The 22,836-nt window shown below is 43.9% G+C and carries 16 protein-coding genes; 7 read left to right on the top strand and 9 right to left on the bottom strand.

The features are described from left to right. Nucleotides 1-14 precede the first annotated feature (14 nt). Nucleotides 15-422 (bottom strand): Rpo12/RPC10 RNA polymerase subunit family protein, encoded by a 408-nt coding sequence (locus tag ACXAC1_RS00950; protein WP_475057756.1) that lies wholly within the window; start codon nt 420-422, stop codon nt 15-17. Nucleotides 423-581: 159 nt separating this feature from the next. Here ACXAC1_RS00950 and leuS point away from each other — a divergent pair, with 159 nt between their 5' ends. The 4 genes from leuS to ACXAC1_RS00970 all read left to right on the top strand — a co-directional run bounded on the left by leuS (nt 582) and on the right by ACXAC1_RS00970 (nt 6,769). Beyond that, nucleotides 582-3,029, top strand: coding sequence for a leucine--tRNA ligase (leuS, locus tag ACXAC1_RS00955; RefSeq protein WP_475057758.1), 2,448 nt, complete (start codon nt 582-584; stop codon nt 3,027-3,029). A 47-nt stretch (nt 3,030-3,076) separates the two neighbouring features. After that, the gene (locus ACXAC1_RS00960; protein ID WP_475057760.1) at nt 3,077-3,586 is read left to right on the top strand and encodes an LPS-assembly lipoprotein LptE; all 510 of its coding nucleotides are present in this window, start codon (nt 3,077-3,079) and stop codon (nt 3,584-3,586) included. A gap of 2 nt (nt 3,587-3,588) precedes the next feature. Next, the gene (gene holA, locus ACXAC1_RS00965) at nt 3,589-4,614 is read left to right on the top strand and encodes a DNA polymerase III subunit delta (protein ID WP_475057762.1); all 1,026 of its coding nucleotides are present in this window, start codon (nt 3,589-3,591) and stop codon (nt 4,612-4,614) included. Nucleotides 4,615-4,753: 139 nt separating this feature from the next. Beyond that, complete coding sequence (locus ACXAC1_RS00970) at nt 4,754-6,769, top strand: methyl-accepting chemotaxis protein (protein WP_475057765.1); 2,016 nt, start codon at nt 4,754-4,756, stop codon at nt 6,767-6,769. 48 nt (nt 6,770-6,817) lie between these two features. Here the strand turns inward: ACXAC1_RS00970 and ACXAC1_RS00975 are convergent, their stop codons facing one another. The 3 genes from ACXAC1_RS00975 to ACXAC1_RS00985 are packed head-to-tail and all read right to left on the bottom strand — an operon-like array spanning nt 6,818 to nt 11,582. Next, nucleotides 6,818-8,338: a SpoVR family protein gene (locus tag ACXAC1_RS00975; protein ID WP_475057768.1), complete on the bottom strand. Its 1,521-nt coding sequence runs from the start codon at nt 8,336-8,338 to the stop codon at nt 6,818-6,820. After that, nucleotides 8,322-9,611, bottom strand: a complete 1,290-nt coding sequence (locus tag ACXAC1_RS00980; RefSeq protein WP_475057770.1) for a YeaH/YhbH family protein — start codon at nt 9,609-9,611, stop codon at nt 8,322-8,324. Before ACXAC1_RS00980 ends, ACXAC1_RS00975 begins: the two co-directional genes overlap by 17 nt. A gap of 48 nt (nt 9,612-9,659) precedes the next feature. Next, nucleotides 9,660-11,582 (bottom strand): PrkA family serine protein kinase, encoded by a 1,923-nt coding sequence (locus ACXAC1_RS00985; protein ID WP_475057773.1) that lies wholly within the window; start codon nt 11,580-11,582, stop codon nt 9,660-9,662. A gap of 548 nt (nt 11,583-12,130) precedes the next feature. Here ACXAC1_RS00985 and ACXAC1_RS00990 point away from each other — a divergent pair. Beyond that, nucleotides 12,131-14,749, top strand: coding sequence for a cyclic nucleotide-binding domain-containing protein (locus tag ACXAC1_RS00990; protein WP_475057776.1), 2,619 nt, complete (start codon nt 12,131-12,133; stop codon nt 14,747-14,749). A 70-nt stretch (nt 14,750-14,819) separates the two neighbouring features. On the opposite strand, the gene ACXAC1_RS00995 is transcribed toward ACXAC1_RS00990, so the two are convergent. Then, the gene (locus ACXAC1_RS00995; RefSeq protein ID WP_475057779.1) at nt 14,820-17,438 is read right to left on the bottom strand and encodes a sensor domain-containing protein; all 2,619 of its coding nucleotides are present in this window, start codon (nt 17,436-17,438) and stop codon (nt 14,820-14,822) included. Between the two features lie 343 nt (nt 17,439-17,781). Here ACXAC1_RS00995 and dapA point away from each other — a divergent pair, with 343 nt between their 5' ends. Then, nucleotides 17,782-18,654, top strand: coding sequence for a 4-hydroxy-tetrahydrodipicolinate synthase (gene dapA, locus ACXAC1_RS01000; RefSeq protein ID WP_228189681.1), 873 nt, complete (start codon nt 17,782-17,784; stop codon nt 18,652-18,654). Nucleotides 18,655-18,725: 71 nt separating this feature from the next. Here the strand turns inward: dapA and ACXAC1_RS01005 are convergent, their stop codons facing one another. Next, nucleotides 18,726-20,363, bottom strand: a complete 1,638-nt coding sequence (locus ACXAC1_RS01005) for an NAD+ synthase (protein ID WP_475057781.1) — start codon at nt 20,361-20,363, stop codon at nt 18,726-18,728. A gap of 76 nt (nt 20,364-20,439) precedes the next feature. Here ACXAC1_RS01005 and ACXAC1_RS01010 point away from each other — a divergent pair, with 76 nt between their 5' ends. Beyond that, nucleotides 20,440-20,691 (top strand): PP0621 family protein, encoded by a 252-nt coding sequence (locus ACXAC1_RS01010; RefSeq protein WP_133560324.1) that lies wholly within the window; start codon nt 20,440-20,442, stop codon nt 20,689-20,691. Nucleotides 20,692-21,131: 440 nt separating this feature from the next. Here the strand turns inward: ACXAC1_RS01010 and ACXAC1_RS01015 are convergent, their stop codons facing one another. The 3 genes from ACXAC1_RS01015 to ACXAC1_RS01025 are packed head-to-tail and all read right to left on the bottom strand — an operon-like array spanning nt 21,132 to nt 22,794. Continuing rightward, complete coding sequence (locus tag ACXAC1_RS01015; RefSeq protein WP_475057784.1) at nt 21,132-22,004, bottom strand: hypothetical protein; 873 nt, start codon at nt 22,002-22,004, stop codon at nt 21,132-21,134. Then, nucleotides 21,998-22,291: a hypothetical protein gene (locus ACXAC1_RS01020; protein ID WP_475057786.1), complete on the bottom strand. Its 294-nt coding sequence runs from the start codon at nt 22,289-22,291 to the stop codon at nt 21,998-22,000. Before ACXAC1_RS01020 ends, ACXAC1_RS01015 begins: the two co-directional genes overlap by 7 nt. Next, nucleotides 22,288-22,794, bottom strand: a complete 507-nt coding sequence (locus ACXAC1_RS01025) for a GspH/FimT family pseudopilin (protein WP_475057788.1) — start codon at nt 22,792-22,794, stop codon at nt 22,288-22,290. The genes ACXAC1_RS01020 and ACXAC1_RS01025 overlap by 4 nt, the downstream gene beginning before the upstream one ends. Between the last annotated feature and the right edge of the window lie 42 nt (nt 22,795-22,836).

Raw genomic sequence — 22,836 nt, forward strand, 5'->3', positions numbered from 1 at the left:
GGGATATAAGCCCCCTACTCTCCTTGGTAGTACATGACGCCGTAATGGCAGACCTCACAAGTCGCCAATGAGCCACCCTCATGGCGATTTTCATGGCCGCAGTCCATGCAAATATAGCGCCCCGCATCAGCCTCTTTGCCAGCGACGACACATTGCTCCAATGGTACTGGATTGTTGTTTGCATGGTTAATAAGCCAAAGCAACGCAGCATCCTCCCGCTTATCTAGGTCTTCTACGAGCTCTTCGCCTTGGTCTTGCACCAAATGCCAGTTAGCATCAACCCAGGCTTCCATATACCCCATTTGGTCATGCCAATAAGCTTTCATCAGTTCTACATCTTCAAGAAACCAATTCTTCGCACCTTCGAGTGTTTTTTTGGCTTCTTGCACTAAATCTAGGTCTTGATCAGTATCTTTTTTCATAGATTGTACAACTCCATCGTTATGCGCCTTCTAAAGTGCGCCTCATCTATATAAAATAGCGGATATTTCATTTTTCTGTTGGCGAAACTCGCATTCAAGCGATGTAAAGTATTAAGTCGCCAAACAAACTTAACGCCTATTACGGGATGATCAAAGCACATGCAAGAACAATATAGTCCGCAGCAAATTGAAACCGCTGCACAAAGCTATTGGGATGAAAACAAAGTATTTAAAGCGGTAGCCGATTCAAGTAAAGAAAAATACTACTGCCTATCTATGTTCCCTTACCCAAGTGGCCGACTCCACATGGGCCATGTGCGTAACTACACCATTGGTGATGTGATCTCTCGCTACCAGCGTATGCTGGGCAAAAACGTAATGCAACCAATGGGTTGGGATGCATTTGGTATGCCTGCCGAAAACGCTGCAATCAAGAACAAAACGGCACCAGCAAAATGGACCGATGAAAACATCGCGTACATGAAAGGCCAGTTGAAGAAACTAGGTTTTGGTTATGATTGGGATCGTGAAATTGCGACTTGTAAACCTGAATACTACAAGTGGGAGCAATGGTTCTTCACTCAATTAGTAGAAAAAGGCCTAGCGTACAAAAAAACTTCTGCCGTGAACTGGTGTCCAGAAGATCAAACCGTTCTGGCCAACGAGCAAGTTGAAGATGGTGGCTGCTGGCGCTGTGGCACACAGGTTGTGCGCAAACACATTCCACAATGGTTTATCAAAATCACTGACTACGCCGAAGAGCTACTAAACGATCTTGATCAGCTAGACGGTTGGCCGGAAAAAGTTAAAGCCATGCAGCGTAACTGGATCGGTCGTTCAGAAGGACTTGAGTTCAGCTTCGCTGTTGAGGGCAAAGAAGAGCGCTTATCGGTTTACACCACGCGCCCTGATACAGTGATGGGTGTAACTTATGTTGCTGTAGCGGCAACACACCCTCTTGCTCTTGAAGCAGCAGAAAGCAATGCCGAGCTTGCGGCGTTTGTTGAAGAAAGTAAACATACTTCTACAACGGAAGCAGACCTTGCAACGGTTGAGAAGAAAGGCATGAACACTGGCTTTAAAGCCGTTCACCCAGTCACTGGCGAATCTGTACCCGTTTACGCGGCAAACTTCGTATTGATGGATTACGGTTCTGGTGCAGTAATGTCTGTGCCTGCACACGACCAGCGTGATTACGAATTCGCAGAAAAATACGGTTTACCTATTAAGCAAGTTATCCAGCCAGCTGGTGATGAAGCGATCGATCTAGCGAAAGAAGCTTTCACTGAGAAAGGCATTCTGTGCAACTCTGGTCAATTCGACGGCCTTGAATTCGCAGCAGCATTTGATGCGATTGCAGCTTTCATGACAGAAAAAGGCATTGGTGAGCGTAAAGTTAACTACCGCCTACGTGATTGGGGGGTAAGTCGTCAACGTTACTGGGGCGCGCCGATTCCTACGATCAATCTTGAAGATGGCACAGTGGTCGCAACACCACATGACCAACTTCCTGTGGAACTGCCAACTGATGTTGTGATGGATGGCGTTAACTCGCCAATTAAGAACAACCCGGAATTCTCTGCGACGACTTACAATGGTCAGCCTGCTGAGCGTGAGACAGATACCTTCGATACCTTCATGGAATCGTCTTGGTACTTCGCCCGTTACTGCTGCCCAGAGTCAGACGATGCCATGCTGACTGAAGAAGCAAACTACTGGCTTCCAGTCGACCAATACATCGGTGGTGTTGAGCACGCAATCCTGCACTTGTTGTACGCGCGCTTCTTCCACAAATTGCTACGTGATGCGGGTCTTGTAAAATCTGACGAGCCATTCAAGCGCCTACTAACGCAAGGTATGGTAAACAAAGACGGTACTAAGATGTCGAAATCTAAGGGCAACACCGTTGACCCTCAAGAGATGATCGAGAAATACGGTGCCGACACAGTTCGTCTATTCATCATGTTTACTGCGCCACCAGAGCAATCACTTGAGTGGAACGATGCGGGTGTAGACGGTGCGTCACGTTTCCTACGCCGCCTATGGTCATTGGCATACCGCCATAATAATGCAGGCACGCCGGGCAAACTGGATGCAGAAGCGCTAAATGGCGATCAAAAGGCACTGCGTCGTAAGACCCATGAAACCATCAGTAAAGTAAGTGATGATATTGAGCGTCGCCAGACATTCAATACAGCCATCGCTGCGGTCATGGAACTTTGCAACGAGATCAGCAAGTTCGAAGACAAATCTGAGCTGGGCCTTGCTGTAGAACGTGAAGCACTTGAAGCTGCGGTACTATTGCTTTCTCCAATCGTGCCACACATTTCGCACCAACTTTGGAGCGAACTAGGTCACGGTACAGATGTTGTTAATGCTCCATGGCCACAAGTGGATGAAGCCGCACTTGTTAAAGACGAATTAACCATCGTTGTTCAAGTTCTTGGCAAAAAGCGTGCAGAAATCACAGTGTCTGCTAATGCAGACAACAAGGAAGTAGAAACTCAAGCACTTGCTAACCCTAATGTTCAGAAATTTATCGATGGCAAAACAGTTCGTAAAGTCATCGTTGTTCCAGGGCGTTTGGTTAACATTGTTGCTAATTAAGTGACTTGGGGGTAGTGATCCTACCCCCTTTATATTAGGGATAAGATATGTCATTACATGTTCGTACTTTATGGCTTGCGCCATTACTTTGTTTGTCGTTGATTCTTACAGGTTGTGGTTTTCAGCTACGTGACCAAGCAAACTTGGCTCCGGAGTTGTCACAACTTACGTTGTCATTAGGCCCTGGTTCACAAGATTTTAACCGTGACCTTCGCATCGCATTAGCACAAGCAGGCATCAAGATTATCGATGCTGAGCCATCCGAAACACTACATGAGTTGAAGACTAACCCTTTGACAGCTGAAGACACCGTTTTAGCGCGGGCAAGTGATAACGATGTTACTCAAGTCGAACGCCGCCTTTCGTTGACATATTTCATCCGAGATGAAGAAGGTAAGGCCCTATGGGGACCACGCACTATCAGTACGTCATTGATGCTAAATAACCAAGACGCAGAGCAAAGCTTAAAAGCTGCCTACAATGCGGAGCAAATGAGCCGAGCAGGTCAGCAACTTGCAGATGAGCTGGTGTACGACCTTCGGTTTGCCTCGTTCTAAGCATGAAAATTCGCCCTGATCAACTTAATGCCTCATTAGAAAAAGGCTTACAGCCTATCTATATCGTTTCTGGAGATGAGGTATTACTGTGCCAAGAAGTTTGTGACAGCATTCGCAAAGCTTCTTATCACCACGGAATTGAAGAACGTTTGAGATTTGTCGCTGATGCTCAATTCGATTGGCAAGATGTCACAAATGAGCTACAAGCCCTATCTCTGTTTTCCAGCCGCCGCTTGTTTGATATTCAGATCGACAAGCTCGCAGAAAAGCATAGCAAAGCTCTAGCGCAGATTGTGCAGCACTTGAGTCTCGACAATGTGGTGCTGCTGTCGCTTCCAAAAGTGGATGCGAGAACTCAAAAGAGCAAATGGTTCACGGCCCTAGAGCAAGCTGGAGCATTTATTCAAATCTGGCCTATCGACGCTAATCGCCTACCAGCTTGGGCACAACAACGTGCCAAGTCGTTAAACCTAAACCTGTCACGGGATGCCGCGAGTGTGCTGTGTGAACGGGGTGAAGGCAACTTACTTGCGCTCTCTCAAGAGCTAGAAAAACTCCTTCTAAGTCACGGCCCAGGAGCTCAGTTAGACGTCCAGACGATTGATGAAACTGTTGCTGATTCAAGTCGTTATTCGATTTATGATTTAAGTGATCGCCTGTTAAGTGGCAAGCTTAAAGAAGCTCTACACTGCCTGCAACAACTGCGCGCCGAAGGCACAGAGGACAGTATTATGCTTTGGCTATTTAACCGTGAACTGAGCACACTAGTCGAACTCAGCCACCTAGCAAAGCAACAAAACTTTCGTGCGGCCTGTCAAAAATTGAGAATTTGGGACAAGCGAGTACCACTCTACGAAAGCGCTTTCCAGCGCCTTTCTATTAACAGTCTGGCTTATATGCAGCGTTATATTGCGTTATTAGACCAAAGTATAAAGGGACTTGAAGGTCCAGATATTGAGTTAGGATTTCGCAATATAACCCTTATGTTTTGTGGCATTAAACCCGTCATGACTGAATTAGACTGCTAAAAGTAGCGCCCTCTCTATTCTTAATGTCCATTGACTCAGATCAATAAGCCTCCTAAGTTTACATAAACACTATAGGTTTACATTTCAGCGAACCTTACACTGAAAACAAAAAGTAATACTTATATTAGGACTGCAAAATATGGCTTGGTTTAAGCGTACACCTTTTGTCGATAGCACTACTTCACCTCAAGAATTTTCTAATCTTGTTCAAATCAGTTCTAACCAAATTTCATCTGATTCCTTACAGAAGCTAGCCTTCAAAAAAGCCAAAACCCAACTGGTCCTTGCTTTTATATCTCCACATGTAGATTTCGAGTCGACGGTCAACAAAATCAAATCAGCGATACCATTTTGTTCAAACATCATTGGTATCATGACAGCGGGAGAGTTAAACAGCAGCCAAAGCAACCTTTATCAATCGGCTGAAAATGCCTGGGATAATATTGTTCTACAGAGCTTTAGCAGTGATTTGTTTGAACATGTCAGTATCCAAAGTATTCCATTGCATTGTGAAGACCTTCATACCGAGACGATAAAACTATCGAAAGAACAACGAATCAAGTCCATTCAAAATGAATTCGAGCGAATCACGCTGCCCTTTCCTGTTCATTTTAATGACACCATTGCATTAACATTTATCGATGGCCTGTCATCATCTGAAAACTTTTTTATGCAAGCTATGTACGCTACCGGAGAGTTTCCATGTCACTTTATAGGTGGTTCTGCTGGGGGGAAACTGGATTTTCAAAAGGCTTTAGTTCATAACGGCAATCAAGTTGCTCACAATTGTGCCGTGGTTGCATTTGTTAAGATGAAACCAGATACCCGATTCGGTATTTTAAAAACTCACAACTTCGAAGCCACTAACGAGTCCTTTATTATTGCTGAAGCTGATGCTCTGCGACGAAATGTTCGAACTGTTATCTCTAAGAAAACAGGACAGATGGTTAATATCATTGACCATCTTTGCCAACACTTTCACTGCCAACCAAATGAATTAGAAGGCAAACTTACAGGCCACACCTTTGCGGTAAATATTCGCGACGAGCTTTTCATTCGCTCCGTTGCTGCCGTCGACACCAATGAAGGTCTCATTCACTTTTTCTGTGACTTAGATTTCGGGGACGAGCTGCTACTTGTCAAAGCAAAAGATTTCGCTGGATCAACTGAAAAAGCTTTCCAAGAGTTCATGCGTGACAAGCCCTCTAAACCAGTCGCTATGATCGCAAACGATTGTATTTTACGACGCTTAAACAATCCCAATGAGCTAAATAAAGTCACTAGTTTCAAAGACATCAAAGCAGCTGGCTTTTCTACGTTCGGAGAGATACTTGGCATCCATATGAACCAAACTCTCACAGGGATCTTTTTCTTTCAAACTAAACAGGGAGAAACCTTCAAGGACTACTTTGTTGATAAATTCCCTGTGCATTATGCCAACTTCCGAGAGTACTTCCTGCTCACGCAGCTCAACAGCAGCCAACAGCTCAACAAGCTTCAGGATCACTTGATCCATCACCTATCCGAGTATCGCCCATTATTAGAAGAGATAACTAGTAGCTTTGAGCGCGTTACGAGTTACTCAAGCTCAACCCAAACGGTTGTTTCAGGGGTTACCTCAGAGTTTTCAGACTTTAGCCAAGCTATTCAAAGCCAAGAGAAAGACCGTGCTGAGATGGTGTCGAATGTCAAAGAGCTGAAAGAGAATGCTGAGCGAGTACTTAGTATTTTAAAGGTCATTTCAGGCATAGCAGACCAGACTAATTTGCTAGCATTAAACGCTGCGATCGAAGCAGCTCGTGCTGGTGAGGCAGGACGTGGCTTTGCAGTAGTTGCTGACGAAGTACGTCAGCTATCACAGAACACTCAACAAAGCTTAGATCAGACAGGTGAGACCATACACGCTGTGGATGCCTCCGTTGGTTCCATTGAAGACAGCATACAAAAAATCGACGCATTTATGAGTCGATTACTTGAAAGTACATCCACACTGTCTTCTCAAATAGGTAGTTTAAGTGAAACCTCTGAGTTGGCCAGCCAAGATGTTCAAAACAGTATTGCCTCCATCGAAAGAATGAGTCATCGAGTTGAAGAAATAAACAACGAAGTGGACATGATTGAACGGTTAAAAACCAATAACAACTTATCTATTTAGATAACCTGGTAGAGACCTAAAGGGATGCCCCTTTAGGTCTCTAAGTTATTAACCCTCAGAACTGACCTCACTGCTGTACACTTGCGCTAATCGATCTCCATCCCAAGATTCCAAACGAACATCAAAGCCCCATAAACGCTTGAAGTGTTTTACGACTTCTACAGTATCGTCATTTAATGGGCGAGAGCTGTCCATGGTGTGCTTCAACACTAGGCTGCGATCACCGTATAAATTAACTCTTTGAACCTGAATGTTAGGCTCTCTATGGCTTAAGTTATATTGCTGAGCCAGTCTTTGACGAAGTCCTTTAAAACCGCTGTCATCATGGATTTCTTTCACTTCTACGTAAGGGTCCAGTACATCGTTTTCGATACCAAAGAAGCGGAAGTCACGCATTACTTTGGGCGATAAGAACTGCAGGATAAAACTCTCATCTTTGAAGTTTCGCATGGCAAAATCCAATACCTCTATCCAAGGCTTACCCACGATATCTGGAAACCACTCACGATCCTCTTGCGTTGGGTTCTCACACATGCGCTTAATGTCTGAATAAATCGCAAAACCCAAGGCGTACGGGTTGATCCCTGAGTAGTAAGGCGAATCAAAACTTGGCTGTGAAACAACGTTAGTATGCGACTGAAGGAACTCGAGTATAAACCCCTCTTCAACCTTGCCTCGGTTGTACAGCTCATTCATCAAGGTATAGTGCCAGAATGATGCCCAGCCTTCATTCATTACCTGAGTTTGACGTTGAGGATAAAAGTACTGCGCCATTTTTCGCACAATACGAATGATTTCACGCTGCCACGGCTTCAAGAGAGGTGCATTCTTTTCCAAGAAATACAGTAGGTTTTCCTGTGGTTCGCTAGGAAAAACTCGCTCTTTTTGCTGCTCCTCTTCTGCTCGATCAAATACTGGAATCGTGCGCCATAGGTCATTCACTTGCTGTTGCAAAATTTGCTCACGCTCATCCTGCCTAGCTTTCTCTTCAGTCATCGATAATGGAACGGGGCGCTTATAGCGATCCACCCCAAAATTCATTAAGGCATGACAAGAATCTAGCGTCAGTTCAACTTCTTCAATGCCATACTTCTCTTCACATTCTAGGATGTACTTCTTGGCAAAAACTAAGTAATCAATAATGGCTGTGGCATCGGTCCAAGTACGGAACAAATAATTACCTTTAAAAAAGGAGTTATGACCATAACAAGCGTGGGCAATGACTAACGCCTGCATCATCATATTGTTTTCTTCCATTAAATAAGCAATACATGGAGACGAGTTGATCACTATCTCATACGCCAGCCCCATCCGGCCGCGTTTATAGTTCTGCTCCACTTCGAGAAATTGCTTGCCATATGACCAGTGGTGATAACCAAGTGGCATCCCCACCGACGCATAAGCATCCATCATCTGTTCTGAGCTGATGATCTCAATTTGATTCGGATAGGTATCCAACCCAAACTCTTTGGCAATTTTGCCAATTTCCTCATCGTACTGCTGAATCAACTCAAACGACCAATCCGGTCCTTGAGACAAACGGTCTGACTTTTTAGCGGCTCGACTCATGCTGCCTCCTTTGGAACAAATCTCTAAACACAGGATAAATATCGCCTACTTCAACAATGTGACGCATTGCAAAGTTTTTAGGGTGATTGGTCTGTACTTGTTCATAAGCATGCCAGAGGCTCTGATGTTCACGAGGAGTGATCTCGATGTAAGTGAAGTATTGCACCAAATCGACAATTTCCTCTTCCATCAGTTGTCGACAAATTCGAGAGTCATCATCCCAGTTATCACCATCAGAAGCTTGCGCTGCGTAGATGTTCCACTGCTCCGGTGAATAACGATCTTTAACGATTTTTTCCATGAGCTTGAGAGCACTTGAAACAATGGTTCCGCCAGTCTCTCGGGAATAGAAAAACTCTTCCTCTGTTACCTCTTTAGCGCTGGTATGGTGGCGAATAAACACCACGTCAATTTTCTCGTAGTTTCGGTTTAAGAACAGGTACAACAAGATAAAGAAGCGTTTCGCTACATTCTTTGTTTCCTGTGTCATAGAGCCAGAGACGTCCATGATGCAAAACATCACTGCCTTGCTGCTTGGGCGCGGTTCTTTTACATGATGGTTATAACGAAGGTCATAAGTGTCTAAGAACGGTGTGCGTTCTATTTTTTGCCTAAATAGCTCTATTTGTTCATCTAGCCAAGCTATTTTGGCTTTTTCTTCAGGACTGTCAGCCAGTTTCAGTAATGCCTCACGTTCCGCTTCCGCTTCGGCAAGCTTCTTTCGAGAACCGCTACTCATAACCATACGGCGAGCGTAGGCATTACGCATCGAACGCACGATATTTAACTTTGAAGGGGTACCTTCAGATACAATCCCTGCATGCTTGATACTAAACTCTTTAATTTCTTTTAGATCTTTCCTAACCAAATTAGGTAAGGCTAAATCTTCGAAGACAAAGTCCAGAAACTCTTCCTGAGAGATCTGAAAAACAAAATCATCCTCCCCTTCGCCTTGGTTGGACGCATTACCCTGACCTGCTCCCTGGCCACCGCCCCCCTCTGGCTTAGGGATACGGTCACCCGTGGCAAACTCTTTGTTACCAGGGTGCACGATCGAACCTTTGCCACCGGATCCATGACCAAAATTCGGCTCATGGATATCACGCTTAGGGATCGTGATTTGCTCTCCACGATCCAAATCTTGAATGCTACGTTGATTAACCGCTTCCTCCACCGCTTTACGAATATGCTCGCGATAACGGCGCAGGAAACGCTGACGGTTGACGCTACTCTTGTGCTTTCCATTTAGGCGGCGGTCAATTATGTAAGACATGCTCGCACCTCCTCTTTCAACCTATTTAGGCAACTGCTTAATTACTACCTACTGGGATTTACGCACACGTAGATACCACTCAGACAATAAGCGCACTTGTTTCTCGGTGTAGCCACGCTCAACCATTCGTTTCACAAACTCATTGTGTTTGCGTTGATCTTCTTTCGAAGATTTGGCACTGAATGAAATGACAGGCAACAGATCTTCTGTGTTAGAGAACATTTTACGCTCAATCACCACACGCAATTTTTCATAACTTAACCAACTAGGGTTATGACCGTTGTTGTTCGCACGAGCTCGCAAGACAAAGTTCACCACTTCATTTCGGAAGTCTTTTGGATTACTAATGCCTGCTGGCTTCTCAATTTTCTCCAGTTCGTCGTTGATGGCTGAGCGATCTAGAATGTCCCCTGTTTCTGGGTCGCGATATTCTTGGTCCTGAATCCAGAAATCGGCGTAAGTCACATATCGATCAAAGATGTTCTGACCGTATTCAGAATAAGACTCTAAATAAGCAGTTTGAATTTCTTTACCAATAAACTCGACATAACGTGGCGCAAGAAACTCTTTCAAAGCCCGCAAATAGCGATCATGACGATCTTGGTCAAATTGCTCTTGCTCGATTTGCTGCTCAAGTACGTACATCAAATGCACAGGGTTTGCTGCGACTTCGGTTGGGTCGAAGTTAAACACTCGAGACAAAATTTTGAAGGCAAATCGAGTTGATAAACCATCCATGCCTTCGTTTACACCAGCGGCATCTTTATACTCTTGCAGTGACTTCGCTTTTGGATCAATGTCTTTTAAGGACTCACCATCGTAAATCCGCATCTTAGAAAAGATACTAGAGTTCTCAGGCTCTTTGACTCGAGACAGAACAGAGAATTGAGCCAACATTTTTAATGTATCAGGTGCACATGGCGCGTGATTCAAAGAGGAATGTTCAAGCAGCTTTTTATAGATGCTCATTTCCTCTGTCACACGCAAACAGTAAGGCACTTTTACTGTGTAAACCCGGTCAATGAATGCTTCATTAGTTTTGTTGTTTTTGAACGATTGCCACTCAGATTCGTTTGAGTGGGCAAGGATTATTCCATCAAATGGAATACCACCGAGACCTTCTGTACCGTTGTAATTACCTTCTTGAGTGGCGGTCAAAAGTGGGTGCAAGACTTTAATCGGCGCCTTAAACATTTCCACGAATTCCATAATGCCACGGTTACCTCGACACAAACCACCCGAATAGCTGTAGGCATCCGCATCGTTCTGCTCAAAGAATTCCAGCTTACGAATATCCACTTTACCAACCAAAGCGGAGATATCTTGGTTGTTCTCATCGCCTGGCTCAGTTTTAGATATACCAATTTGCTTAATGGCAGATGGGTACACTTTCACCACACGAAATTGTTGTATATCACCATTGTATTCTTTTAACCGTTTAGCAGCCCAAGGCGACATCACTCCCTTCAAGTAACGTTTGGGAATGCCATATTCCTCAGCAAGGATGTCGCCATCTTCATTGACGTCAAATAAAGACAAAGGTGACTCAAAGACTGGTGAGCCTTTGATTGCATAAAATGGTACCGACTGCATTAGCTCTTTAAGCTTCTCTGCTAATGAGGATTTACCGCCGCCGACAGGCCCGAGTAAATAGAGCACTTGTTTCGACTCTTCAAGCCCTTGAGCAGCATGAGTTAGGAAGGCGACGATCTTTTCAATCGAATCTTCCATTCCATAGAAATGCTCAAAGGTTGGATAACGCTTGATTAGTTTGTTCGAAAAAATCCGGCTGCTACGGGAATCTTTCGACGTATCAATAATTTCTGGCTCACCAATTGCCATCAGTAAGCGTTCAGGTGCAGAAGCATAGGCAGCAGGGCTGTCTTTACACAAAGTTAGGTACTCGTCGAGTGACATTTCTTCTTCTTTTTGAGCATCAAAACGAGATTGAACATGATCAAAAATACTCATCGCGGTGTCCCCTTCTATACAGTCTATGGGTACGCACAGGTCGCAACGGCTACCCAGGATGTCAACCAGACGAACTGGTTTCAAATGCAGTAATAAATCTGAGAAGATAATTAAGGTTTAGCATAGTCTGGCGACTACTCAAGGAAGAAAAGACCGGATTTACAAAAATAAATCTTTGGTAAAACAAAGTGATAAAACTTTAACTGTCTGATAATTAAGCGTTTCAAAAGTGTTTTAAGAAAATAAGAATTTTATTTTCTTGCTTGCTTGGAAAAGTTATCTCTGAGTATTGTTCGGGCCAGTAAAATTGCCGTTTTCCTGTATTGAAGCTTTCCTTACAAGGTCAAAATGTAGTAATTTAACGAAATAAATCACGTATTTTCATCATACTGTTTTTATTTTACACAACCGATGCCGGAATATTTTTTGCATTACATTTAGAACAATCTAATCTAGATAACAACATGCACCCGATCCATTGTCATACTTTCTGTATCACAATGGATGACTTCAAACATTTTGCTAAGGCAATGTCATAAGGTGGTTTAATGGATTTATCAAACTATGTGAGCGACCTCCCATTTACTCAGAACGCTCCACAACACGTCATTCAAACCCTTAATGAGCTGGCCCAACTTAAAGAACTCAACGCTGGAGACATGTTGGCTCAGCAGTTTGAGGTGGGACACTCTCTTTACTTTCTAGTTTCTGGAGAGATCTCAATCTCTATTCCTTTGCAAGAGTCTGGAAAAAGCTATCATGTAGGCCTAATTAACCAAACATTTGCACCGATTGGCTGGTCTGCGTTTCGTCAGCCTTCTCGCTACGCAACAAGCTTTCAAGCCACTAAAGTAAGCCAACTGATCAGTTGGCCTATTACGTCATTACAGAAACTACTTGAGCAAGAAACAGACTTTGCTAACCAATTTTTGTCGTTCGTTTATCGTGAATCCCTGCCGGTACTGACCAGTATCCAGAACCACACTCGTCCATTCTTCGCAAATGAGTCGCTCGCATTTGAAGAAACTCGCCCATTAATAAACCCTGTTATCCAAAAACAGTCGATCAAACAAACCACAGCATTTTTAAGCGATACAGCGTTTTGCGAATCATTCACTCAAGTGGAGTTGCAGGCCATCGCCAAACAGTCGGGGGTTATCCTGGCACATCAAGGCGATATCCTCTCCCAACAAGATCAAGCCGAAGATGGACTTTATTTCTTAGTTCAAGGTAAAGCGGTTGTCAGCTATCAAACAGAATCTGGGGACATCATTACCACTCGTACGATTTCACGCCCGGGTACCGTGTTAGCTTGGTGCACTACAGATGAGCAACAACGCAATCGTGCGACCATTATTAGTTCTCGTGACTCGACAGTCTTATTTATACCGAGACTTTCTTTGGTAAACATTTTTGCCGAAATGCCTAAGCTAGCACTGAAATATTGGTATCGTTTAATCTGGTTGGTAGGCACACATTTAGTGTCAGCTCGAATGCGCTACCTATCGCAAATCGCAGGTGATGAAGTGCTGGCAGTGAACAGCATGATTGAACAAAACGCCGCCGTTCTGCCGGTAAGCTCGCCGCTTTACAAAGTGGGATCACTTTTAAAAAATGCGGTGACGACCGATGAGGCATTTGGCGTCCTGTACCGTTGCCTACACTATGGTACGAGGATTGAGCGCACGGTTGCGGGGATGAGTTTAGACATTCTTAAAGACCTGCAACGAGAAAATGCTTTCTACCGTAAGCTGGCTAACATTTATGACTCCGTCAATGCACTACCCGACGAGCAAAGTTCAATCGATGTTAGACGTTTTGGTACGGAGCAGTTCCGTCAAGCTTTCAAGCAAGTACCTTACATTATTAAAGGTATGGAAAATCTACCGAAGAAGCCTGGCAGCTTGTTCTTTTACAACCACCTTTTAGGCTCTAGCAGTACGCAACTTGCGAATGGCTTCCGCTACTCCCTTGATGCGCAATTTATAAGCTCAATGGTAATTTACAAACAATACGGCGTGGCTGCGCAGCGAGTGGTACGACGCAGTAAGGAGTTTGAATTCTGGCGTGACGCATACTATGAACGTTTTGGTAATGTATTTGTCGACAGCTGGAGTGCTCTCACATCTGGAACGGAAGCACACGACCTATTCATCGCCGATGGTCAAACAACCCTAAAAGCTAAAACACCTTTATTAATTTCACCTGAAGGAAAGAGCTTCGCAACCGATCAATCACCTGGTGAATTACTTCCCTATGTGTTCGAATTGGCTGGATCTTTGAAGGGTGAAGAGGAACCTTGGTTAGTGCCTATTGCGGTCGCCAACTTCGATAAGCGCTCCGATCACAATATTTATACGGTAGTCATTAAACCTGCTTTCAAACTCTCAGAGCGCGTCGATATCTCGGATAAAGAAGCGCTTTCTACCTTCTTGAAAGACTACCAGCAAGAGTTCCGCTTAGCGGTAAAAGAAGCTGAAGAGCTAGCGCAAGAAATTAAGAAATACCCGATTCTTAGCCAGCGAGAAGGCTGCCTATCAAACGTTAGAAGTGTTAATCAGATCGATGTTGAATTTGAGTCGGATGTTCGTGAACTGGAATTTCGCTCAGCTCACCGTCGTTTTGATAAGCGCCCGGTAGCATTTTATGGCAGCTCCACCATCAAATCTTGGTCAGAGTTTGAAGCCCCTTTTGATACTAAGGAAACCATTAACCTAGGCTTTAATGGTGCGACACTAGATGCCTGCGTTTATTACTTTGAACGCATCATCTTGCCTTATAACCCTCGCTCTTTGGTGCTCTATGCAGGGGACAATGACATTGGTAATAAGCATAACAGCAATAAAGTGATTGATCGTTATGTCAGCCTTTTAGAAAAAGTAGATCGCTATTTACCTGGGATTCCAGTCACCATTCTTGGTGTCAAAATTAGCCCAACTCGACACGGTTTAGAAGCAACAGTGAATGCAACAAACCAGATGCTTGAGCAGCTTGCACGAACAAGACCCAACACTCTCTTTGTCGATACCAACGAATCGATTCTAGATAAGCATGGGAATGCTGACGAAAGCTTGTTTGAAGAGGATAAATTACACTTAAATCAAAAAGGCTATCTGAAACTCAACTCTCAATTACAATCTAAAAAAGCTCACATATTCGACCAATAGAGCTTTAAATATCTGGGTAGTCCATGCCATATGGTCTACCCAGTTCTAGCATTGGTGATACTGCAAAGTGTTACGTGTACTCTGCCATAAGTGGTAGTAAATACGCCCTTTCAATTACACTAGCGGCTTGAGGTTTTGCAAAATAGTACCCTTGCAAGTACTTACACCCAAAGGACTGCAGCAACTCCCATTGTGCTTGCGTTTCGACCCCCTCTGCAACAACATCCATGGACATACTGGCTGCAAGCGCAATAATAGCTTTTGCCACATCACGATCGTAATGATCACTCGTGATGCCATCGATAAAACTTCTATCGATTTTCAATGTATTGGCATTCAATTTTTTCAAATAGCCTAGGGAGGTATAACCGGAGCCAAAGTCGTCTACCGACGATTTTACACCGCATCGTCTCAACGTATTTAAAACCACTGTCGCTTGGTCAGGATCCGCCATAATGGCCGTTTCAGTTAATTCTATTTCTAAGCAATCTCCTAAATAAGGGTGCTTTTGTAATAGCCCCTGAAAAAGATCAACTAGACCATTTCTGGTGATATGCGCAGCGGAAACATTCACCGAAACCTCTAACAGCGGAAGCCCTCGTTTACGCCATTTCGAAAGCTGATCAGCGACCGCATTGACGACCCAACGATCTAACTCCAAGATCAAATTGGACTCTTCCGCAATACCGATAAAACGATCAGGATACACCAAGCCAAGTCGAGGGTGATTCCAGCGTACCAAGGCTTCTAGACCATAAACTCTACCCGAGTCCGCCTCCACTTTCGGTTGAAAATGAAGCATCAGCTGATCTTGAATGATTGCTTCGCGTAACTCTGATTCCATTTGCACACGCTCTGGTGTGGAGCCTTTCAAAAACGAGCGTTGCCAGAACACAAAACAACCTTTACCGGCTTTTTTGGCTTCATATAACGATATGTCGGCATAACGCATGGCGGTCACCATATCTTGAGCATCATCCGGTAGGTTAACAATGCCGACACTTGCGCCGATATACACTTGGGACTCAAAGACATTGAATACCGCAGATAACTGTTCAATAAGATGCTCAGCAATCTGCTCTTGTTGCCGACGTGATAATGCCCCCGTCAGCAACACCACAAATTCGTCACCACCCTGTCTGGCAACCAAAGTAGCATTCTCAACCGATGCCACTAATCTCTGTCCAACAAGATACAGCAGTCGATCACCGGCATGGTGCCCGAGTGAATCATTTACAAATTTGAACCGATCAAGATCCAAATAAAAAAGAGTCATGGGCTGGGTTGTCAGCAAAGGAGAAGAAAGCTTTTGCGTTAGAAATTGCTCAAACTGAAAACGGTTAGGCAAAGAAGTTTGTGCGTCAAAATAAGCCATGTGATGCAACTGCTCTTGCACTTTCTTAGACTCAGTAATGTCATTGAAAATAGCAATAAAGTTAACCACCTTCCCCTGACTGTCTCTCAATGCTTCAAGTGATAACCAGATCGTCTTATCCACTAATTCAGGGCTAGTAAAGTAAACTTCCCCAGCCCAATGGCTACTTTCAATTACATGGCGCCATATATCATTAATAGACATATCATGCGTCCATGCTGTCGCTAGACGCTCATTGATCCTATCAGCGAACTCCCAGGCTCGTAATTTAAAAATTCCGCAAGCAACGTCATTAAAGTCCAGTATTTCTTTATGACGACCCATTAAGACATTACCCTGCATAGAGGACTGAAAAAAATGTGATGAAATTTTCACCAAGTGTTCCGAAGTTCTTAGGTCGGAGATATCCTGTAAAACGCCTTGAATAGCATCTTTAGAATGAACACCACCTACTTTAAATCGCCCCCTTAGAATGACGTAAAACTCCTGACCCTCTATGACGAAATGCAGCTCAGACTGTATGGATGTTCCGTATTTTTGACAGTGCTTAAATTGCTTTTTTAGGACTTGCTGCTCATCGTCGTTTACCAGCTCTAAAAAGTCCGCAAACGTGAACCTTCGATAGCTTTTAGGAAGTTTTAACAGCGTGAGCAAGTTATCAGAGAATAGGATTTCTTGGTTGTCCAGATCGAATGACCACTCTCCCATTTTGGCGAGCTCATGAGCGTTCTGTAATTCTTCTTCGAACTCTTGAAGTAGGCGCTCTGCTTGTTTTTGCTCAGTAATATCCGATAGTGTCCAGAGTCGACCTATCATTGTCTCCCCTCGCATACGGGGTTTCACATGATATTGCAACCAACGCCCATCTTTTAGTAAAAGTTCCCCATCAAATGCAGCGTGGTTTTCATGGCTGTTGCGTAGGAAGGAAAGAAAGTTGTCTGGATTTTCTAGCTGAATCGATAAGACCTGTAGAAAGTTATCCATACTAATCGCCCCGCTAAAATGCAGGGGGATTTCTAGCAATGTCGCCAGAGCCTCGTTGTATTTTAACAATGCTTTTTCAAAGTCGACCAATAGCATCGCTTCGACAGACGAGCCAAACGTGTCCTCGAACAGTTCCAAATTCTCTGTCGCAACATGGTTATGCTCTTGTAATGCCTCAGAGGCAAGATCAACTGACCTTTCCAGTAAGTTTATCTCTTGTTCTTGATCTCTAAATAGAAGATCCAATTCAGATGCCAAATTCTGAAGTTTGCGGTCTTCCAACTGATTTGGAAAATGCTTTTCAAGCAAGTACTTGATCTTCTGGTGCATTACAACTCTCTAAAATGAATTCAGTACTATCAGACATGCATGGATAACGAGATATGATGCTAATGAATTTGACCCTTAATTTCTAATGAAATTACCCTTAATTTCTTCAGCAACGGACTTGACTCTCACGTAAAAAAACATCAGCATGACATGGATCCTGTTTTAACTAGCAAAAGATTTCACGACTCATGGCATTCACTTCTAAACGCAACGGCGATAAACGTAAGGTAAAGAAACCTTGCGATGCTGGCGTGTGAATGTAATTTAACAAATTCCCCCGGCAGCATGTTTGCCGATGGAATACCTAAGCCAGCATGCTACCGATAAACAATGAGGTAACAGCATGTTTCAAGGCGCTATCACTGCACTAATCACTCCTTTTTCCAACAATCGTCTAGACGAAGATGCACTACGTCGAATTGTCCGTTGGCAAATTGACTCAGGCATTAACGGGCTGGTTCCTGTTGGTACAACTGGCGAAAGTCCAACGTTGAGTGAGGCTGAACATAAACGCGTTGTTGAAATCACAGTGGAAGAAAGCAATAAGTCTGTTTCAATCATTGCTGGTGCAGGCTCTAATAACCCAATCGAAGCAGTAGAATACTCAAACTTTGCGGCTCAAGCAGGCGCGGATGCAGCACTTCATGTTGCAGGCTACTATAACCGACCAAACCAACGCGGCCTGTATGCTCATTATGAATACGTTCATAACCATACAGATTTACCTATTGTCATTTACAACATTCCACCGCGTGCAGTGGTTGGTGTCGATGTCTCTACCATGGCAGAACTGGCAAAACTTGAACGTGTTGTTGGCGTAAAAGATGCTACAGGCGATTTAACGCGCCCTATCCGAGAACGTGCGCTGATTCAAAAGCCTTTCAGCTTCCTAAGTGGTGATGACGTAACCGCTGTAGCCTATAATGTCGGTGGTGGTAATGGTTGTATTTCCGTCACTTCTAACATTGCTCCAAAGCTAGTGGTTGAACTGCATAAACTTTGTCGCGAAGGTGATTTTGTTGCCGCTGCAGCACTTCAAGACAAATTATTTGCACTTCATTCCTCTCTCTTTATTGAGCCAAACCCAGCTGGCCCGAAATACGCCATGTCTCTGCTTGGCCTATGTTCTGAAGAAGCACGACTGCCAATGATGCCGTTACAAGAAAGCACCAAAGAAACTATTCGCAATGCAATGAAGGCTCTCGAACTTATTTGATCCCCCTCCATAAAAAAGGCAGCGAAAATTCGCTGCCTTTTGACATGATTTTAGTATCAGACTAACAATATCTATTCACCAATGTGCCAGCCATTTGTGATGGGGTAACGTCGATCTCTTCCGAAACCGCGCTCAGTGATTCGCACTCCTGTTGGCGATTGACGGCGTTTGTATTCATTCAGGTCGACAAGACGTAATACACGATAAACCGTCTCACGATCAAAGGTGCCCAGCGCCAAGATTGCTTCTGCACTCATGTCTTTTTCAATGTACATATGCAGGATTTGATCTAAGACATCATAGCTTGGCAATGAATCTTCATCGACTTGGTCAGGCGCTAATTCAGCACTTGGTGGACGTGTAATCACACGCTCAGGAATCACATAACCTAAAGTATTTCGGTATCGGCATAGACGGAATACCAAGGTCTTAAATACATCTTTCAGAACCGAATAGCCGCCAACCATGTCACCGTATAACGTCGCATAACCAACAGCCATTTCACTCTTGTTGCCCGTTGTCAGCACCATGTAACCTTTCTTGTTAGAAATTGCCATCAGTGTCACACCGCGGGTTCGAGCTTGCAGGTTTTCTTCTGTGGTATCACGGCCATAGCCTTCAAATTCTGGAGCCAAGGTCTCCATAAAAGCTGTCACCATCGGTTCAATCGGCAAAACACTGTATTCAACACCTAGAAGCTTGGCTTCTTCTTCTGCGTCTTCCAGGCTCATCGACGACGTGTAAGTATAAGGCATCATAACCGCCTGCACCCGATCAGCACCAATGGCATCAACCGCGACGGCTAATGACAACGCTGAGTCAATACCACCACTTAAACCAAGTACAATGCCTTTGAAGCGATTTTTCTCAATGTAATCTCGAAGCCCTGTTACCATAGCTTGATAAACACTGGCTTCAACATCCATGGTCGGTGCGATTTCTCCCGCCATCACTTCCACGCGAGGCACACGATCTTCTGCGATGGTAAAATCTACACAATAAAGCCCTGATTCGTACCAAGGGGCTTGGCGGACTTTTTGACCTTGTGCATTCACCACAAAAGAACCGCCTTCATAGACCAACTCATCCTGCGCGCCCATATAGTTTACATAGACGATAGGTAACTGGTTTTCTGTTGAACGCTGGTGTAGTAATCGCTCACGCACGCCCATTTTTTCAATATGGAAAGGAGATGCATTAAGGTTCAAGATCATTTCAGCACCCGCTTCTTTGGCTTGTGCAATAGGCTCCGGATGCCAAATATCCTCACAAATACTTAGGCCAACTTTCGCGCCTTTGATCTCAACGATGCAAGGCGTATGCCCTGCTTGGAAGTAGCGCTTATCATCGAAAACTTGGAAGTTAGGCAGCTCTTGTTTGCAGTACTCACCTAGGATCTTACCTTGATGGAAGACACCACCGCAGTTGAAGAGCTCTCCATCAATCTCGCGTGGGTAGCCTACTACAACAAATATGTCATGAACTTGTTCTAAAATCTGAGTCAGAGCCGCTTCAATTCTCGGTGTTAAGCTTGGACGTAACAAAAGGTCCTCAGGCGGATAACCGGTAAGCGTTAATTCAGGAAAAACGATAACGTCTGCGTTATGCTGATCTCTAGCGATCAAAGACTGAGCAATCACGGATTCCGTGTTATTTTTTATATCGCCAACCAGCATATCTAGTTGGGCCATAGCGATTCGAATGGTCATTACGTTGTGATCTCTGACACTCTATTTAATGGTATTCGTGTTATTGTCGTGGAATTACAAGGTTAAGGTAAAGAGCATGATTGTACGTTTGTTATTTTTTATTCTAGTTTTTGCCATTGTTTGGGTGATTTATCGACAATTTGCAAAAGCCATCGTTGCGAAGTCCAAGTCCGTCAAGAAAGCCGACAAAGCAAATCACGAAGAAAGTATGGTCAAATGCGCAACATGTGGCACATTTGTTCCATTAAGTCATGCGGTGTACGATCACAACCAAGTTGCATTTTGCAGTATGGAACACAAAATTGAGCACTCAGACCAGCAGAAGTAACCTTCGCAGGTTAACAGAAAACACTTTATTTTGACTAAGGTAGTGTGAGCCACATCTCTCTTTTTGCGCCAGAATCGTTATGCCACCAACATTTGATGTGTGTTTTATCAAAGGATGCGCACCAGCGCTCTACTGATAATGACGATATGCGCTTGCGCTGTAGCCATATTGCTTCCCCGTCAAAATTTTTATGGAGCCAGACAAAGCTTGAAGGGCTACAAAAACCTAAGCAGCTCTCGTTATCGGCTTCAGTAGCTGGTATCGATCTTAGTAAATGGTGTACCTCTTTCCAGGCAGTTTCTCTTTCTTGTATGCGATAGACTAATTGCCAATGTTTGAAGTCATTCAGCGAATCTTGTTGCTGCAACAACAATAAACTCAAAATAGAAACAAGCATAAGTACTGGAACACTAATCCAGCCGTAATTATGTATCTTTTTCCTATTCATCATTGGCTACTATCAACTTCCCAATTCCGGAACATACATTGTCATATTTCCATTCATCGCCGCGTAAGCTTATATAAGTCAACATTGGAAGGTGACTGGTACATTCGAATAAACGGAAATGATACTCCACTAAAAAACCAGAGACTCTTGAATGCAGGGCGTTATAAGTTTGGTTCGCAACCTCATCCGCTACGCCATCTTCATCGTTATCTAAAAGCAGTGAAATACGCACATGCTCCACTCCCGGTGTCAGCTCCAGTGCATTACCTTTAATGGCAGACCTTCTCCAAAAAGAGTTCCCTCCAACTTTGCCTGGTTGTATAAACCAGTAAAAAGGCTCTTGAGTGTATACATGCACTTCCCCCTCCAGCGACGCTTCAGGCCATTGTGCAGTGATTTTATGCTCCGATACCGACAATACAGTAACTTCCTTCACACTCTGGCATGTTCCAGCCAATAGGCGATCACCTACTTTGACTCCATTGCATACTGCCGGTATATCCAATATGCCACTTTGAATTGCGCCGTAAGTAGAACACTCTCCGACGTCGTTCGCATATAACCAATCAGAACCTTCATCTAAAGTGTAATTTTTAATTCGTTGCGGAGCAGAAATCGCCTTCCCTACCTGAACTTTTAATAATGGAGCGTAGCAGCCATAGTTGCCTACTCTATTAAGCTGGGCCTTTAGCTGATCTGAAATATTTTGCTCTAGTAGCAGTAGCTCTATTACATGGCGCCGCGTTTCAGACAGCTTCTCAACTTGCCTTATGCCAGGCACTAATAACGTAAACAGCCCTGCCAAAATTATCGTAACGATTAGAACTTCTAATAAGAGATAACCCCCAAAACGACGTTTCACCATTGATTCAGCTCATAGTTGAGAACCTGCTTCAAAGCAATGCCTGTACAAGAAGAACATGAAGGTGGCGTAATAACCTCACTGTTGATCGCTATATCCACAGCAAATGTATTTTGAATAGCACTTTTAAATGCTATTTGCTTTTGCTGAAAAGTATCACGTCTAATTTCGAGCAACTGTTGATCAAGTGAAATTTGGTTTTCCTGCGATATGGTTAAAATAAATGCTACGCAGGCCAGCGCAAAAATCACTTCAATCATTAACCAGCCTCGGCAAAGATTGATTTTCATTGGCATACCTCGAATGAATACTCCTGAGGATCCAAATAAGCTCGCCCGCTTTGATTCATTAATATCCTGCGCGCAATTAATCCCTCGTAGCACAAATAAAACGAGCCATTTTGATAACTAGATAACCCATTGGAAAGGAATTCAATGTATTGCCTAGAAACAGGGAATCCGCGCCATTCCATGGAGCTATCAGCGGATAAAATTAGACTGGCAAGTGGTTTAGAAGAATCACTTAAACGTAATATAATGGAATGGTTCCAGTCGCCATTACAAAGCTCTCCACCACACAAATAAACAGGGCGTTGAAACTCAACTGCAGCAACTCTTGCTTTGGTAATTAGGGATAGAACCGAATGAACATCTCGGTTAAATGAGTTCAATGCTTTCCAGCGCTGAAAAAATGAAATTAAGCTTGAGGAATACAAAGCCGCCGAGCAAACTGACAAGATAGCAATCACTACTAACAGCTCGACGATCGTGAATCCGTACTTACGAGACAGCATGGCACTCTCCTTTTGCCAATAACCTCTAGCATCCATGCTAAA

The organism is Marinomonas sp. AWM4_232 (assembly GCF_056158325.1).

What these genes read in the sequence shown, in the direction of transcription:
- ACXAC1_RS00990 (WP_475057776.1), top strand. Translation starts at nt 12,131, where the DNA reads ATGGATTTATCAAACTATGTGAGCGACCTCCCATTTACTCAGAACGCT.
- ACXAC1_RS00975 (WP_475057768.1), bottom strand. Translation starts at nt 8,338, where the DNA reads ATGAGTCGAGCCGCTAAAAAGTCAGACCGTTTGTCTCAAGGACCGGAT.
- ACXAC1_RS01005 (WP_475057781.1), bottom strand. Translation starts at nt 20,363, where the DNA reads ATGACCATTCGAATCGCTATGGCCCAACTAGATATGCTGGTTGGCGAT.
- dapA (WP_228189681.1), top strand. Translation starts at nt 17,782, where the DNA reads ATGTTTCAAGGCGCTATCACTGCACTAATCACTCCTTTTTCCAACAAT.
- ACXAC1_RS00950 (WP_475057756.1), bottom strand. Translation starts at nt 422, where the DNA reads ATGAAAAAAGATACTGATCAAGACCTAGATTTAGTGCAAGAAGCCAAA.
- ACXAC1_RS01015 (WP_475057784.1), bottom strand. Translation starts at nt 22,004, where the DNA reads ATGGTGAAACGTCGTTTTGGGGGTTATCTCTTATTAGAAGTTCTAATC.
- ACXAC1_RS00985 (WP_475057773.1), bottom strand. Translation starts at nt 11,582, where the DNA reads ATGAGTATTTTTGATCATGTTCAATCTCGTTTTGATGCTCAAAAAGAA.
- leuS (WP_475057758.1), top strand. Translation starts at nt 582, where the DNA reads ATGCAAGAACAATATAGTCCGCAGCAAATTGAAACCGCTGCACAAAGC.
- ACXAC1_RS00995 (WP_475057779.1), bottom strand. Translation starts at nt 17,438, where the DNA reads ATGCACCAGAAGATCAAGTACTTGCTTGAAAAGCATTTTCCAAATCAG.
- ACXAC1_RS00980 (WP_475057770.1), bottom strand. Translation starts at nt 9,611, where the DNA reads ATGTCTTACATAATTGACCGCCGCCTAAATGGAAAGCACAAGAGTAGC.
- ACXAC1_RS01020 (WP_475057786.1), bottom strand. Translation starts at nt 22,291, where the DNA reads ATGAAAATCAATCTTTGCCGAGGCTGGTTAATGATTGAAGTGATTTTT.
- holA (WP_475057762.1), top strand. Translation starts at nt 3,589, where the DNA reads ATGAAAATTCGCCCTGATCAACTTAATGCCTCATTAGAAAAAGGCTTA.
- ACXAC1_RS01010 (WP_133560324.1), top strand. Translation starts at nt 20,440, where the DNA reads ATGATTGTACGTTTGTTATTTTTTATTCTAGTTTTTGCCATTGTTTGG.
- ACXAC1_RS00960 (WP_475057760.1), top strand. Translation starts at nt 3,077, where the DNA reads ATGTCATTACATGTTCGTACTTTATGGCTTGCGCCATTACTTTGTTTG.
- ACXAC1_RS01025 (WP_475057788.1), bottom strand. Translation starts at nt 22,794, where the DNA reads ATGCTGTCTCGTAAGTACGGATTCACGATCGTCGAGCTGTTAGTAGTG.
- ACXAC1_RS00970 (WP_475057765.1), top strand. Translation starts at nt 4,754, where the DNA reads ATGGCTTGGTTTAAGCGTACACCTTTTGTCGATAGCACTACTTCACCT.